The 15,688-nt window shown below is 43.6% G+C and carries 11 protein-coding genes and 1 tRNA gene; 10 read left to right on the top strand and 2 right to left on the bottom strand.

Annotated features, from left to right (window positions below):
- Positions 1-14: 14 nt before the first annotated feature.
- Together E2R65_RS08490 and E2R65_RS08485 are read left to right on the top strand one after the other, a co-directional pair.
- On the top strand, positions 15-1,526 hold the full coding sequence (locus tag E2R65_RS08490) for a SusD/RagB family nutrient-binding outer membrane lipoprotein (RefSeq protein WP_134336068.1): 1,512 nt from the start codon (positions 15-17) through the stop codon (positions 1,524-1,526).
- Positions 1,527-1,555: 29 nt separating this feature from the next.
- Positions 1,556-2,425 carry a BT_3044 domain-containing protein gene (locus E2R65_RS08485; RefSeq protein ID WP_158285241.1) on the top strand — a complete coding sequence of 290 codons (870 nt, stop codon included), beginning with the start codon at positions 1,556-1,558 and terminating at the stop codon, positions 2,423-2,425.
- A gap of 72 nt (positions 2,426-2,497) precedes the next feature.
- Here the strand turns inward: E2R65_RS08485 and E2R65_RS08480 are convergent, their stop codons facing one another.
- Both E2R65_RS08480 and E2R65_RS08475 read right to left on the bottom strand, forming a co-directional pair.
- Complete coding sequence (locus E2R65_RS08480; RefSeq protein ID WP_134336066.1) at positions 2,498-2,905, bottom strand: DoxX family protein; 408 nt, start codon at positions 2,903-2,905, stop codon at positions 2,498-2,500.
- 17 nt (positions 2,906-2,922) lie between these two features.
- Positions 2,923-3,840 (bottom strand): S66 peptidase family protein, encoded by a 918-nt coding sequence (locus tag E2R65_RS08475; protein WP_134336065.1) that lies wholly within the window; start codon positions 3,838-3,840, stop codon positions 2,923-2,925.
- A gap of 119 nt (positions 3,841-3,959) precedes the next feature.
- Between E2R65_RS08475 and metG the strand changes: the two genes are divergently transcribed.
- The 8 genes from metG to E2R65_RS08435 all read left to right on the top strand — a co-directional run bounded on the left by metG (position 3,960) and on the right by E2R65_RS08435 (position 15,657).
- Positions 3,960-6,026 (top strand): methionine--tRNA ligase, encoded by a 2,067-nt coding sequence (gene metG / locus E2R65_RS08470; RefSeq protein ID WP_134336064.1) that lies wholly within the window; start codon positions 3,960-3,962, stop codon positions 6,024-6,026.
- Positions 6,027-6,103: 77 nt separating this feature from the next.
- Positions 6,104-6,859, top strand: coding sequence for a hypothetical protein (locus tag E2R65_RS08465; RefSeq protein WP_134336063.1), 756 nt, complete (start codon positions 6,104-6,106; stop codon positions 6,857-6,859).
- A 147-nt stretch (positions 6,860-7,006) separates the two neighbouring features.
- Positions 7,007-7,078 (top strand) — tRNA-Arg (locus tag E2R65_RS08460).
- Positions 7,079-7,313: 235 nt separating this feature from the next.
- On the top strand, positions 7,314-7,916 hold the full coding sequence (locus E2R65_RS08455) for an RNA polymerase sigma-70 factor (RefSeq protein WP_134336062.1): 603 nt from the start codon (positions 7,314-7,316) through the stop codon (positions 7,914-7,916).
- 112 nt (positions 7,917-8,028) lie between these two features.
- Complete coding sequence (locus E2R65_RS08450) at positions 8,029-9,210, top strand: FecR family protein (protein WP_134336061.1); 1,182 nt, start codon at positions 8,029-8,031, stop codon at positions 9,208-9,210.
- Between the two features lie 219 nt (positions 9,211-9,429).
- Positions 9,430-13,008 (top strand): SusC/RagA family TonB-linked outer membrane protein, encoded by a 3,579-nt coding sequence (locus E2R65_RS08445; RefSeq protein WP_134336060.1) that lies wholly within the window; start codon positions 9,430-9,432, stop codon positions 13,006-13,008.
- A gap of 12 nt (positions 13,009-13,020) precedes the next feature.
- Positions 13,021-14,565 (top strand): RagB/SusD family nutrient uptake outer membrane protein, encoded by a 1,545-nt coding sequence (locus E2R65_RS08440; protein WP_134336059.1) that lies wholly within the window; start codon positions 13,021-13,023, stop codon positions 14,563-14,565.
- A gap of 48 nt (positions 14,566-14,613) precedes the next feature.
- Positions 14,614-15,657, top strand: coding sequence for a TlpA disulfide reductase family protein (locus tag E2R65_RS08435; protein ID WP_134336058.1), 1,044 nt, complete (start codon positions 14,614-14,616; stop codon positions 15,655-15,657).
- Positions 15,658-15,688 lie beyond the last annotated feature (31 nt).

The raw sequence follows: 15,688 nt of genomic DNA, 5'->3' as shown, positions 1-15,688 counted from the left end.
TAACATTCAACGAAATGAAAAGAAAATATATATATGCTTTATCTGCAGTCCTTTTATGGGGCGCAGTAGGCTGTAACAAACCCAAAGACTTTGGTGGTACCAATCTTGATCCATCTGCTGTTAACGTACCACTTGTAAATGCGTTGTTAACAAATGCAGAAAATGCAGTTACCAGCTATGCTTCAACCGGTACAACAGCAATTAGCGGCGCGCAGTATTCTCAGTATTTTAGTGAAACTCAGTACACAACTGCATCGCTTTATGCCATCCCGCAGAATGATTTTACAGGCGCGTACAGCGGGGTATTATTTGATCTGCAAACTATAATTAACACACCTACAGCAACAAAAAGCCAAAAAGCTGTAGCAAAAATTTTGCAGCAGTACGTGTTTTGGGTTTTAACAGATTCTTGGGGTGACATACCTTACTCAGACGCTTTGAAAGGTGTAGAGGTAATTACGCCTAAGTATGATAAGCAAGAAGATATCTATAAAGGTATTTTAGCAACTTTAGCATCTGCTTCTGCAGAGCTTGATAACAGTGGTATTACCGGCGATATTATATATAGCGGTTCTATTGCTAAATGGAAGTTGGCTGCAAACTCTTTGAGGATGCTGGTATCAATACAGCTATCTAAAAAAGTACCTGCTTCAAGCGGTTATGCTGCAACAGACTTTAAGGCTGCTATGTCTGCCGGTTACATTAATTCAAATGCTGATAATTTTGCGGTTACTTATCCTGGCGGCATCTACAAAAGCAGATGGTGGTCATTATACGATGGTCGTAAGGATTATGGTGAAAGCGAAATAATGACCGAAACGTTAAAGGATCTTAATGATGCACGTATCGTATCTTATGGTGGTGCATCAGAAGCCGCAGGAAATACTGAAACTTCGGATATTGGCGTACCTTATGGTTATACTCGTGCAGTAACCACTACTTTTACAGATGCTAATCCTAAATGGGCTCGTGTTTTAAGAGGTAGTTTCCGTTTGGAAAACGGCGTAGTTAATATAATTACAGCTGCTGAGGTGAATTTAGCAATAGCGGAAGCCGTTAATATCGGATGGGTAGCAGGTAGTGCACAGGATTTTTATAATGCTGGTATTACTTTATCACATGCACAATTTAATGTTACTGTACCAGCTAATTATTTAACAGCAGGTGCCGGTAGCTTAACAGGTTTAACTGGCCAGGATGCATTGGATAGAATTACTTTACAACGCTGGATCGCATCTTATCCGGACGGCCACATGGGTTGGAATATCTGGAGAAAATCTACCCCGGTAGCTCTTGTTCCTGCCACGCCAACAGTAGCCTATGGTGTACCAGCTTTATTGCCGGCTCCAAATGCTACCAATACTTCAAAGCAAATTGTTAGAAGGTTTACTTATGCAGTATCAGAGGCTACTAATAACGGTGTAAATAACGCTGAGGCTGTTAAAAGGATTCCTGCTAACACAAGACCTGCTGTTGCAGCAGGAACCGATTCTCAGGATGCGCGTGTATGGTGGGATCAAAACTAACTATTGTTACATTTTTTAGAAAAAAAAATATGAAAACGAATTTATTTAAATACCTGGCTATAGGTTGCGTTGCAGTATTGCTGTTCAATGCATGCCGTAAGGATAGCTACTCGGGTGAACAAGCAACAGGGAAAGGAAAATCCTACATTAGAGTTGTGGAAGCGCCGCAAAGAAACTTGTTTTTTGATGCCTTTACAGATATCAAAACTGTTTCGTTGTTTACGTTAAGAAAGGATGCTGCATCATCTGCAGAATTACAGAAAGCGCAAACAATTACATTTAAAGATTTAGGCCAGGCATATTTGGATGCAGAGTTTGGAGAGGGAGCGTATGTTAATATGCCTCTTAATGATCTTTACACTCTTGGTAACGATAATATTAAAAAAACATCAACCGGCTTTACAATTAATTTTCCTGCTGGTTCTGATGTTCAGAACTTTACAGTTAAGATCAATGGCGCTAAGGTAATTGCTCCAAAATATGCTATTGCATTAGCTATTACCGACGCAAGTGGTTTAACAAGCAAAGCTCAGGATACAATTGTTGCTACTGTAGGTATCAAAAATCAATATGATGCAAGCTATACCGCAACTGGTAAGTTTGTTCGTGTTGGATTGGACGAAAGGGCGATTAATCAAACTAAGGTGCTTGGTACAGTAGATGCTAACACAGTATCTTCAACTGTTGCCGATTTAGGTGATGCTACGCCATTGTATCTTAAGATAAATGCAGATAATTCGGTTACAGTTATATGGCCTGCTGCAACACAAGCAGCGTTACCGGGTCCTTTTACACAAGAAGGTGTAAATAAATATGATCCGGCAACCAAAACATTTACCTTACATTACCAATACAGGGGCGGTGCAAGAACCACCGAAGAAGTATTAGTACGTAAATAGTAAACAGTATTAAACACAAAAAAGCCGCTCATCACTTGATGAGCGGCTTTTTTGTGTTTTAAATTTTTTTGATCAGCGTTTATCAACACTATACTTGCCAGGGCCGATAAATAGTAAACCGGCAAACATCACAGCATCTTCTATCGCATGGGCGGCGCCTTGCAGCCCGTCTCCTTTGCCTAAATGCATCGCTGCAGCAACAACCAGGTTAATTACAAGCAGTAAGCAAACCGGGCGAAATGCCAGGCCTATAACAAGCAGGAAACCGCCAAGTGTTTCTACCAGTGCGGCTAAAAAGCCCCAAAATACAGGGGCGAAATTTATCCCTACATATTTGGTTGATGCGCCTAAGCCTGCCCATCCTTCGGTGCCGGCCATTAGCTTTGGGTAGCCGTGGTAAATAAACATTGCACCTAAGCCAACGCGGATAATAAGCAAGCCAGCATCTTTGTACTGGTTTAATTTACTAAAGTATGCCATAGTATATTGTATTTGGTTTATAAGTAATTTAGTTCAACCCCTTCTGTTTTTACCATCAGGTTTAGCGGTTTGCCCAGCACCAGGCTGCAGTTGTTGGCTACATGCCCTGCCGGGAAATCAAAACAAACGGGATAATCATACCCTGCCACAACATCCATTACAATTTGTGGCAGCGTTTGGCCAAAGGGGATGTCGTTATCTTTCAGATCGGTAAAACCACCCACAATTAAACCTGCCAAGTTTTTAAGCTTTCCGGCACGTTTAAGGGCTCTCAGCATCCGGTCAACAGCATAAAGGTATTCGCCTACATCTTCTATAAACAAGATCTTTCCGCTATAGTCCATATCGCTAACAGAATTTATAATTGCCAGCAGTAAAGAAAGGTTGCCTCCAATCAGTACACCGCCGCTGTTACCGATACGGTTTACGGGGTTGGGTTCAATCAGGTATTTAAGTTCTTCGCCAAACAGGGCTTTGCGTAAAGTTTCTAAAGAGTATGAAGTAGCATCCGGGATGTTTAAAGGCATTTGCCCGTGAATGCAGGGCAAACTATAATTGTTAATAATATGTGCATGCAGCAGCGTAATATCGCTAAAGCCAACCAGCCATTTAGGATGCGTGGCAAGTTTGGCAAAATCAACCAGATCAACCATCCGGATAGTGCCATAGCCGCCGCGTGCAGCAAAAATAGCTTTAATGCTATCGTCATCAATAAAACGCTGCATATCCTTAGCCCTAAAGGCATCATCGCCCGCAAACTGATGATAGCTGGCATTTACAGTATCGCCCAATACAACTTCAAGGCCCCAGTTAGTTAAAAGATCCACCGCATCCGTCATAGCGATCGGGAGCTTTTTTGCAGGGCAGGTTATGGCTACTTTATCACCTTTTTTAAGGTAGGGGATGGGTGTGTCCGCGAGTTCGATTGTCGGCATAGGTCCGAAAAGTTTAAATTATATTTTATGCTGATCAACTTTCCGTCTTACGGTCATCCGGACTTTCCGTCTTACCGACTAAAAAGTTATCTTTGCAAATTAATAAACATCCCTGTTTAATGTCGCAACTTAATAAATATAAAAGATACACCATAACATCGGCGTTGCCATACGCTAACGGGCCGCTGCACATTGGCCACCTGGCAGGCGCATACCTGCCGGCAGATATTTTTGTACGTTACCTGCGGCTGATGAAAAAGGATGTAGTGTACATCTGCGGATCTGACGAGCATGGCGCAGCTATCACTATAAAAGCCAAAAAAGAGGGTACCACCCCGCAGGCTATTATCGATAAGTATCATAACCAGATCAAGGATAGTTTTGAAGAGTTTGGGATCTCGTTTGATATCTATCATCGCACCTCATCTGCTATACATCATGATCTGTCGCAGGAATTTTTCCTGAACCTGTATGAGAAAGGTGAGTTTATTGAAAAATATTCTGAGCAATATTACGACGAAGATTTCGACCAGTTTTTGGCCGACCGTTATATTACCGGCACCTGCCCGGTTTGCAGCTACGATAAAGCCTACGGCGACCAGTGCGAAAACTGCGGTACATCATTAAACCCAACAGACCTGATTGACCCGATCTCAACCCTGAGCAGTAAAAAGCCGGTTTTAAAACCCACCAAGCATTGGTATTTGCCTTTGGATAAGTACCAGCCCTGGTTAGAGAAATGGATAGACGAAAAAGAAGGTGAATGGAAGGTGAACGTATTTGGGCAATGCCGCTCGTGGTTAAAATCAGGCCTGCAGCCGCGCTCGATGACCCGCGACCTGGATTGGGGTATTGACGTACCATTAGAAGAGGCCAAAGGCAAAAAACTATATGTGTGGATGGATGCGCCGATAGGCTATATATCGGCCACTAAGCAGTGGGCCATAGATAACGGCAAGGATTGGCAGCAGTACTGGAAAAAGCAAGCCAACAAGGAAGATGATGCCTGCCTGATGCACTTTATTGGTAAGGATAATATTGTGTTTCACTGCATTATATTCCCGGCCATACTAAAGGCGCACGGCGATTATATACTGCCGCAAAACGTACCTGCCAATGAGTTTTTGAACCTGGAAGGGGATAAGCTATCCACATCGCGCAATCATGCAGTTTGGCTGCACGAGTACCTGGAAGAATTCTCCGGCAAGCAGGATGAGCTGCGCTATGTGCTAACATCCATTCTGCCCGAAACCAGCGACAGCGAATTTACCTGGAAAGATTACCAGGCACGCGTAAATAACGAATTGGTAGCCATTTTAGGCAACTACGTTAACCGGGTAATGATACTGATGCACAAATATTACGATGGCAAAGTAGAGGGCGCTGGCGCTGCCATAAAATTAACAGATGCCAAAGTAGATGCCGAATTGGGCAGCCATTATGACGAGTTGGGCAAAAATCTGGAGAGCTACCGTTTCCGTGCGGCCTTGCAAAATGTGATGGATATAGCCCGCCTGGGCAACCGTTATTTAACGGAACAAGAGCCCTGGAAACGCATAAAAAACGACCCTGAAACGGCCAGGAACGCCCTGCACAACAGCCTGATATTAATAGGCCATTTGGCCACCTGTTTACAACCGTTTTTGCCTGCCACGGCCACTAAAATATTCGGCATGCTAAATTTGGATGCCGTTAAATTTGACCAGGAACTGGAGTTTGCCAACGGGCATCAGCTTAACCCGGCCGCCCTGCTTTTTGAAAAGGTAGAGGACGAAGCCATTGAAAAGCAGATCCAAAAATTAGCGGATAAAAAAGCAGCATCGGCGGTTGCCGCAAAACCGGTTGTTGCCCCGGCTAAAGCAAATATCACCTTTGATGATTTTGTGGGGATGGATATCCGTACGGGTACCATCTTAACTGCCGAAAAGGTTGCTAAAACCAAAAAGCTGTTAAAATTAACTATTGATACCGGGATCGATCAGCGTACGGTAGTATCGGGCATTGCCGAGCATTACGAGCCGGATACCATTGTTGGTAAGCAGGTAAGCATACTGGTAAACCTGCAGCCAAGGGAGATAAAGGGCATCATGTCGCAGGGGATGATCCTGATGGCCGAAAATGCCGAAGGCAAACTAAGCTTTGTGGCCCCGGCGGATGAAATGCCCAACGGATCGGTGATACGGTAATAAGTTTGTTGCAGATTAAACCATGGCTTAGTTTCTAAGTCATGGTTTTATAACAACCCTTATAACCGGATCATTTTATGAAAACCCTAACTTTTACTATATTAATAATTTGCTTTTTCGCTTTAACATCATGTAGCAGGTATCAGCTAAATGTTCTTAGCAGTACTAACACATCTAAAAACGAACAATCGGGCAATTTTGAATTTCAGAACGACTCCGTTCGGATCTCCTACTCTTTTTACGGTACCAATGCACCCGTTTCCATCAACGTTTATAATAAATTAGAACAGCCGTTATATATCGACTGGCAAAGATCAGCTTTAATCATTGGCGATAAGGCGATTAGTTTTGTGCCCGAAAACATGCATATTAATGGTTCAATCGATGCTACAACAAGCACCTACCGTAACCTTATCCCTGCCGTTAATAGCACAAGTTTTACAACAGGCAATATAAATGCAGTTGCAGGCCTGCCTAAAACTACCACATTTTTACCACCACGCTCGCAAAGTAACAATACTACACTTTTTCTTACTAATGAATTTTTGCCGATACCAGACAGCGCTTTCAAAAACCAGCAGATACCGGATAAATACACACAAAGCCTAACTAAGGTAAAGAATGCCAATTTCGAAAAAGCAAATTCCCCTCTTTTATTTAAAACGTATCTTACACTTTACACCATACAAGATAATCAGCCGAAACCATTTGCTTATCAGCATGAGTTTTTCGTATCCAGGTCATTAACATCTTTAACAGACCTACAGCAGTTGGATGGATTTGACCATACCAGGGGCGACTACTTTATCTTATCAAAGGCAACCGGTTATTAAAAAGTGGTTACCGGCGCTGTTGTAGTAGGTGCCATAGGGGCTGCTGCTGCTTTAACCAACACTACAAATAACGATACAGAATAAAATTGTAACGTTAATTGCTCGGGTCAGGTAAAATTTGCATTTTTGCAACTCTTAAAAAGAACTGGTCCTGTAGTTCAACGGATAGAATAGAAGTTTCCTAAACTTTAGATATGAGTTCGATTCTCGTCAGGACCACTTTCACGGGAAAGCACTTTCGATAGGAAGAGTTTTCCCGTTCTCTTTTTTACCATGTAGATTATTGACAAGGCAGATAAAGTGGCGACTACTTTTTAGCGCCATGTTTAGCATTTTAGCCGGCAGCCAAGCCTTTTACTTGCCTTAATTTAATAATTACCAAATAATTAAGTAATATTGGTAGCTATTTATTATTAAATTTAGGATAGTAATAGCAACAAGGCAAAAGTTATTAATGGCAAACACCATTCACAAACTGATTAATGAAACGGCACTCTTTGCAGAACTTGCAAAGGGTAATGAAACCGCCTTTGAAACAATTTATCATCATTATAACAAAAGGCTCTCTCCCTTTGTAGAAAAAATGGTGCGCACGCCGGAATTAGCCGAGGAAATTATACAGGATATTTTTGTTCAGCTCTGGATCAACAGGCACTTGTTAAATGACATTAAACACCCTACCTCGTATCTGTTCAATATCGCTACCAACAAAACTTTGGATTATCTAAAAAAGATAGCGAATAACGTAAAGCTGATGGACAAGATCGCCTATCGTTCTACAGAAATAACCAATGATACGGAGGAGCGGGTTATTTTTAGGGAAAGCGCAGCCATTATAGATCTGGCAGTTTCTGCTTTACCAGAACAACGCAGGCTCATCTATCATCTGAGCAGGAACGAAGGCCTTACGCACGAACAAATTGCCGAAAGATTGAATATCTCTCGCAACACGGTAAAAAACCAATTGGTAACGGCATTAAAATCTATCCGCATGTTTGCAGAAAAACGCGCCAGTGTTTTTTCTGTAGCCGTGTTTGTGCTGTTAACAGGCAAATAAAAGCTTCATTCAATTTTTTATAAAAAATCTTTTTTTCGGATAGTCCACTATGGCCTGGTGATCGTCTTATCTGTATAAATGCAAATTATACAAGAAAATAACCCACAAAGTTATGAGTAACGATACTGCCCTGGTTAAAACATTATTTGAAAAATATACGGCCGGTACCGCTTCGCCCGAAGAGGTAACGCAATTATTTAAATTAATTGCAACGGGGCAGCACGATAAAGAGATAAAAGATGTTTTGCTTGATGAATTGCAGGCTACAGAGCTGAAAGATGATTATGACACTAAACGCTGGGACAGGGTTTTAAATCAGGTTAAAACAGAAAATGCCATTTGGGAAATTAAGGATGAGCCCCATAAAAGTAATTTTATTAAAAGAATTGGTATAGCTGCGTCAATTGCAGCCTGCCTGGGTATCGGCTTATACTTTTATCAGTATAGTGTTAAACCGGCTGCAAAAGATCAAACAGCCCAAAATGATTTAGCCCCCGGCAGGAACACGGCAACGCTGACATTGGCGAACGGCCGCAAGATTGTACTAACGGATACCACTAAAGGCACAGTAGCCGAGGAGGTTGGCGTAAAGATTACTAAAGCCGCTAACGGGCAGCTTATTTACGAGGTAAAAGATTATAAGAAAGATTATAACAAGTTTAATACGCTGACCACGGCAAAAGGTGAAACCTACCAGGTGCGCTTGCCTGATGGTACCGAGGTTTGGCTGAATTCGGCATCAGCACTTAAATATCCGGCATCTTTCGCCGCGGCATCACAGCGCCGGGTAACGTTAACGGGCGAGGCGTATTTTCAGGTTGCCAAAGATAAGTTACATCCGTTTATTGTAAAAACCGCCCAACAGGAGGTGCAGGTTTTGGGTACACACTTTAACATCAACGCTTACCCCGATGAGTCTGCAACCAAAACCACGCTGCTTGAGGGGAGCGTTAGGGTGACCGGCCTGCGCCACGAAGACAAGATGTTAAAACCGGGCGAGCAAGCCGTGTTAATGGGTAATAACATAGCAGTTAATGATGCCGATACCGAAGAGGCGGTGGCCTGGAAGAATAACGAATTTATGTTTGGCAGGGATGATTTCCGCACCACGATGCGCAAGGTTGCCCGCTGGTATAATATTGAAGTGATCTATGAGCCGTCGGCACCGGTTAATTTACAGCTGGGTGGTTTTTCATCCAGAGAGAGAAACATTTCAACGATACTTAAAATGATGGCGAAAACGGGCGAGGTGCATTTCAGAGTGGAGGGGCGAAAGGTTTACGTAAGCAAATAACTATAACATACATCCTAATTAACCAGATTGATTAACCTTTTAACCAAAGCAAATGGGCAAATTTTTACAGCAGCAAAGCTAAGGCATTAAACAAACAAGCCAGAAGTGCGCAAACACCCCTGGCAGTTGTTTGGCATCAGTTAATAAAAAATATCAACAATAATCGCAGTGGCCCCAAGCTTCGAACCATAAGGCTTACTGCTAAACCAAACTTAACAAATGTATAAATTTTATACCAGGAAACCGGGTATGCCGAAAGGCTATATCCATAAAATATGGCTGATAATGCGTTTAACTACCATTATACTCATCGTTACGTTGATGCAGGTAAGTGCGGCAGGTTTGGCCCAACGGGTAACGCTTAACCAAAATAAAGTGTCGCTCGAAAAGCTTTTCCGGCAGATCCATAACCAAACAGGTTATGATTTTTTGTACAACCGCGAACTTTTAAGCAAAAAGAAACCCATTAGCATTGCTGTAAAAGATGAGGCCCTGGAATTGGTTCTTCAAAAATGCCTGGAAGGCCAATCGCTGGAGTATTCGATAGAGGATAAAATGGTGGTGATAAAGGAGAAGACGATCTTTAACAGGATAGGATCTTTTTTTGACAAGGCAAGTATTTCCGGAAGCGTGGTGGATACGGCGGGAGCACCGCTGGTAGGCGCTACGGTTGCACTGGAAACCAGGCAGCCGCTGGCAAATGTGCCGAATAGCTATGTTACCCAAACAAACGAGTTTGGTGAATTTGGGTTCGGTAACCTGCCGCCGGCCGAATATAAGCTTACCGTAACCTATATAGGCTATTTAGCGCAGCAAAGCTATGTTACCTTAACAGGCAAAGATGTAAGGCAACGGATCACCCTGTCAACCGGGCAAATGCAGCTGAGTACGGTAAACGTGGTAAATAACGGCTACCAGCAAATATCTGCAGAAAGGGCAACCGGCTCGTTCGATCTGCTAAAGAAAAGCCAGATAGAAAAGCCAAACCAAAGCCTGGCCGAACGCTTAGTGGGTACAGTTGCCGGTATGCAGGTTAGGTATGATGTGGATGGCATCCCTAAGATACAGATACGCGGCCAAACAACCCTGTATGCTAATAATCAAAATAACGAACCGCTGCTTGTGGTTGACGGATTTGCTATAAGGAATACCAGCTTAAACTATTTTAATTCAGTTAACCCCAATGATATTGAAACCGTAACTGTTTTAAAAGATGCCGCTGCCGCATCTATCTGGGGGGCCCGTGCAGCCAATGGCGTTATTGTGGTTACCACTAAAAAAGGCGGCCGTAATGCACCGCTTAAGGTAGAATTTTCTGCTTTTACCAGGTTTTCGCCCAAGTTTAATGTAGGTTATGCCACCGGCCTGGCGTCGTCTGCCCAAACGGTAGATTATGAGCAGCTGTCTTTTAACAAATGGGGCGCGTTCCCAAATTCGGGTTCTTTTTATGAAAATTACAGAACATCCGAAGCAACCGTTGCCTTGAACGAGAACAGGCTGGGATTTTTAACTAACAACCAGTTAAGCGCCCGCCTTGCACAGCTTAAAACGCAGGATAACCGCAGCCAGATTGCCGACTACCTGCTGTCGGCACCTGTTACCACGCAATACAACCTTACCTTATCAGGCGGTACTAACCGGATGAATAATCTGGTTTCTGTACTTGCCGAGCAAAGCCAAACGAATTTTACGGGGAGCGACAGCCGTAAATATGCTGTTAACTACCGCACAACCGCCAACGTATATAAATGGCTGGATGTTTATGCCTCAACTACCTTAAATTACCAAAAAAATAATAATAACGGGGTAGGTTTATATTACCTGCAATCCCTCTCGCCGTATGAAATGCTGAAAAACCCCGACGGTTCTTTAACAGATATCCATCAGTATTATCAGCCGATACTTGACCGAACCGTACCGCTTTCCATGTTCCCGTATTCGTTTTCTTACAACCCCATACAGGAAAGAGAGAACCAAAGCATTACCGAAAACAATATTACGGCGCGGTTGCAGGCCGGCCTTACCTTTAAAATATTGCCCGGTTTAACTTTCGACACTAAAGTACAGTACGAAAATTTAAGCATGGTTAATAAGAATTATCGTAACGACCAAACCTTTTATGTGCGTAATGCCGTTAATACTACTTCTTCCTGGGATCAAACGCTTACCGGCAATGTAACGCCAAACCTGCCATTGGGCGGTATGTTAGATCAAAGCCGCACCACTGTAGAAACCTATAACATTCGTAACCAGGCAAACTTTACGCGCATGTTTGCCGATAAGCACGAAATTAACATAGTAGCAGGTGCCGAGGTTAACAACGCTGTAACGCAGAGCTACACCAACCCCACTACGTATGGTTATAACGAAAACACGCTTAACGTAGGTAGTTTTCCAAACGGCCCAACGGGCACAACCGGCTGGTATGGCTATGGCAATTACTTTAACTACACCAACAGTTTTGGGTATGCTACCCGCCGCTTTTTCTCCATGTTTGCCAATGCATCGTACACTTATTTAAATAAATATACGCTATCCGGCAGTTACCGTACCGATGCCTCTAACCTGATCGCCAAAGAGCCTAAGTATCGCTACTCGCCCTTTTATTCTATGGGGTTGGGCTATGATATCACCAAAGAGGAATTCCTGAAAAATGTAAGCTGGTTAAGCCGTTTAAACCTGCGCGCAACCTATGGCTACACAGGCAATGTAGATAACCTTACCAGTCCATATACTTTACTAAGCTACAACACCCGGGCCGATAATTACACCAAAGATTATACTGCCACCATTGCAGATAATGGCAACCCTACCCTTACCTGGGAAAAAACAGGCACATTTAATTTGGGGCTTGATTTTGCAATGTTCGGCAATAAATTGTATGGTAAAATTGATGTGTACAATAAAAAAGGTAAGGACTTGCTTGCCCAGATTGCCATTCCATCCGTAAATGGCGTATCGGTACAACGTTTTAATAATGCCGGCCTGGATAATAAGGGCATTGAAATCACATTAGGGACCGTTATCCCATTGAAAGGAAATGATATTGTTTGGAACGGCAGCTTTAATGCTTCTTACAATAAAACCCGTATCACTAAACTGTTTAACCCAAGCAGCCCGGCATACGCGCTGGTAAATACCGGGCAGGGATCATACAGGGAGGGTTATGACCCCAACACTGTTTTTGCTTTTGAATATGCCGGGCTCGACAATGCGGGCAACCCTACGGTAGTTGGCCCCAATGGCACCAGGCTCCAGCTTTCAAACTTCCCGTCGATGGATGGGCTGGGTTTTCTTAAAAATGCAGGCACGCTTAATCCGCCGTATATCCTGGGGATGACCAACTCCTTCAAGATCTATGATTTTAACCTGTCGTTCATCCTGATAGCCAAATTTGGCGGCGTGTTTAAGGCGCAGTATTTTAACTACCCGCAATCAGGGTCGGTTAATTTACCCAACAGCAAAATATCCGCAGTGCTTAATGCCGACCCGTCAAAAATGCTGACACTGCCCACAGACCCCAACACCTACAGTTACGGTAACTGGATAGGCTACTACCCTTACCTCAGTTATAATTATGTGAATGCTAACCTGGCCAGGCTGCAGGAGGTGAACTTAAGCTACAATATATCCAGGCAATTACTATCAAAATTAGGGGTGCACGGTGCGCAGCTTACTTTGCAGGGTAATAATTTATATACGGTTGTGGCCAACAAAACGGGCGAGGACCCGGAGTACCCCATCGGCACCATTAAGCCGCGCGCGCAATACACTTTTGGTATTAAAGTAGAATTATAAATCATAATCCTGATGAAAATAAAAAATACAAGGTTAACGGCTGTATGGCTTGTTTTAACCATGCTGCTTGTTTCAGCTACGTCATGCAATAAATTTCTTGACGCCAAACCATCCAAAGGCACCACAATTGTAGCCAGCACAACTGATGATCTGAACGCCCTGCTCAATAACTACCAAACCTATAGCAAGGAGAGTGATAACGTAGTGATTTACGGCACAGATGATAACGGCCTGTCAACCACCTTATATGATGCACAGCCATTTATCTTTTCGCAGTCGGCTGTTCAGTTTTCGGTGTGGGATACCAATTTCCTGTCGCAGACAGATCAGTCTAACTTTGCGGGGCCCAACTTCTGGAGCAACGAATACGTAAAGATCTTTAACGCCAATGTTGTATTAGCCAATTTGGATAAGGTAAGCGGTACGGCAGCAGATAAGGCCGCATTAAGGGCCGATGCGCACTTTATCCGTGCATATAGCTATTGGGAGCTGGCCAATACATATTGCCTGCCTTATACTGATGCCAATAAGAACGAGCCCGGCTTACCCATAAAAACATTACCGGATTATAACGCTGTATCGCGCCAAACGCTTGCCGCCACCTATCAGCAAATTGAGGCAGACTTAACCGAGGCATTAAAAACTACGGTTCCGTTGGTGCAAAATGGCATAGCCAGGCATTGGCGTGCTAATACCGCAGCTGTAAATGGTTTTGCAGCCCGGTACTACCTTAACCGCAACGATTATGTAAATGCCCTTAAATACGCCGGCGCTGCGCTGGCATTATACAATGTACTGGTTGATTATAATAGCCAGATGCGTTATGGCATACCTGCCACCGTTACCATAAACGGAGGCACAGATGTAGTACTTAATTTCCCTTATACACATGATCGCAACTCCTCATTTGACCCGACCGACGAACTGGGCTGGAAAGAGTTTTTGTATTACCGTGTGTTAAACAACAGCGACAGGTGGTATATACCCAGCCAGGCGTTAATTAACCTGTATGATAAGAATAACGACTTGCGCTATAAGTATCATTTTGTGCAAAATTATTCATACAAAAAAGGCCTGAATAACCCTGCGGTAAGCTACCCCGGTTATGTGTTTTTTTATGAGGATAACATGCCCGAAGGGCCAACAGTTGCCGAAATGGTTTTGATAAAGGCCGAGTGCCAGGCCCGCACAGGCGATGTTGGCAGTGCCATGGCTACAGTTAACCAGTTATACAGTAAGCGCACGATTACCGGTACACCGGGGCTTGCCGCCGCCTCGCAGGATGAGGCTATAGCAGCAATATTGCAGGAGCGCCGCAGGGAAATGCCCTTTAGCGAACGATGGTTTGATATCCGCAGGTACAACAGCAATACCTACACCGGTGATGATGTGCCTTTGCTTACCCGCACATTTTATCCTTACACGGCAAACGGCGTATCTGATACCGAACCGGTAAAAACGTACACCCTGCCGGCAAATTCCAGGCGATATGCTTCGCCGTTGCCGCAAAGCGATATCACCAACAGTAACGGGGCCATCACTCAAAACACTTATTAACATGATCACCGGTTACACCCGCTGTAACCGGATAGCAAAAGATAAAAGATGAACACATTTAAATTTTTAAAGGGCTTTATTTTAGCCTTGGCCCCTCTCATATCCCTGGCGCAGGTTAATAACACCTACACATTGCAGGGCAAGGCCGGCAAACCGGCAACCGTTACCCTGCAATATACGCAAAACGGTAAAACAGTGCAGAATAAAGCCGAAGTGCAAAATGGCGAAATAATGCTAACCGGAACAATTGATACCCCCCTGCAGGCCAGCTTGCTGGTTACGCCTTCAGAAAAAGAGGCTATGGCAACAATTGTACATTTATGGTTGGAGCCGGGGCAGATTAAACTTAACAGCTTAGATTCCTTACAAAAAGGGAATGGCGTATTTTCGGGCACTCCGCTTAATGATGAAAGCAATGCATTAGCCCTCGAAAAAGATAAGGTAACCGGTTTATCTGATCAGGCGCATGATGAGGCCGTAAAAGCAATAGTGGTTAAATTTATTAAAGCGCATCCGGCATCGCTGCTTAGTTTAACAGAGCTGAATATTACCTTATCCCGCGGTATCCCTGATCTGGCAATTGTTGAACCGCTTTTTAGCGGCTTGTCGGCCGGTTTAAAAAACTCCCCTTTGGGTGTAGAATATCAAAAAAAGCTGATCAGATGGCGAACCGTTGATGTCGGCGCTATTGCCCCCAATTTTACACAGCCCGATCAGCAGGGAAAACTTATTAACCTGGCTGATTATAAAGGCAAATATGTACTGGTAGATTTTTGGGCATCCTGGTGCCATCCCTGCCGTGATGAGAACCCCAACCTGGTTAAGCAGTATCAGCTTTATAAGGATAAAAACTTTACCATCCTCAGCATTTCCCTGGATGAAAGCAAAACCGCCTGGTTAAAAGCAATTAAAGAAGACAAACTTCCCTGGAAACAGGTATCCGACCTTAAGAAGAACAACCAGGCGCGCGTAAAGTATGGGGTTCAATCCATTCCCGACAACTTTTTGATCAGCCCGGAAGGGGAGATCATTGGCAAAAGCCTGCGCGGGGAAGATCTGAACAAAAAACTTATGGAAGTTTTAGGGAAGTAAATTTAGCCACCATCAGTATTTAAACGCAACT

The sequence above is a fragment of the Mucilaginibacter phyllosphaerae genome (assembly GCF_004378255.1).
Taxonomy (GTDB): Bacteria; Bacteroidota; Bacteroidia; order Sphingobacteriales; family Sphingobacteriaceae; genus Mucilaginibacter; species Mucilaginibacter phyllosphaerae.
This window is presented reverse-complemented; position numbering and strand designations above follow the sequence as displayed.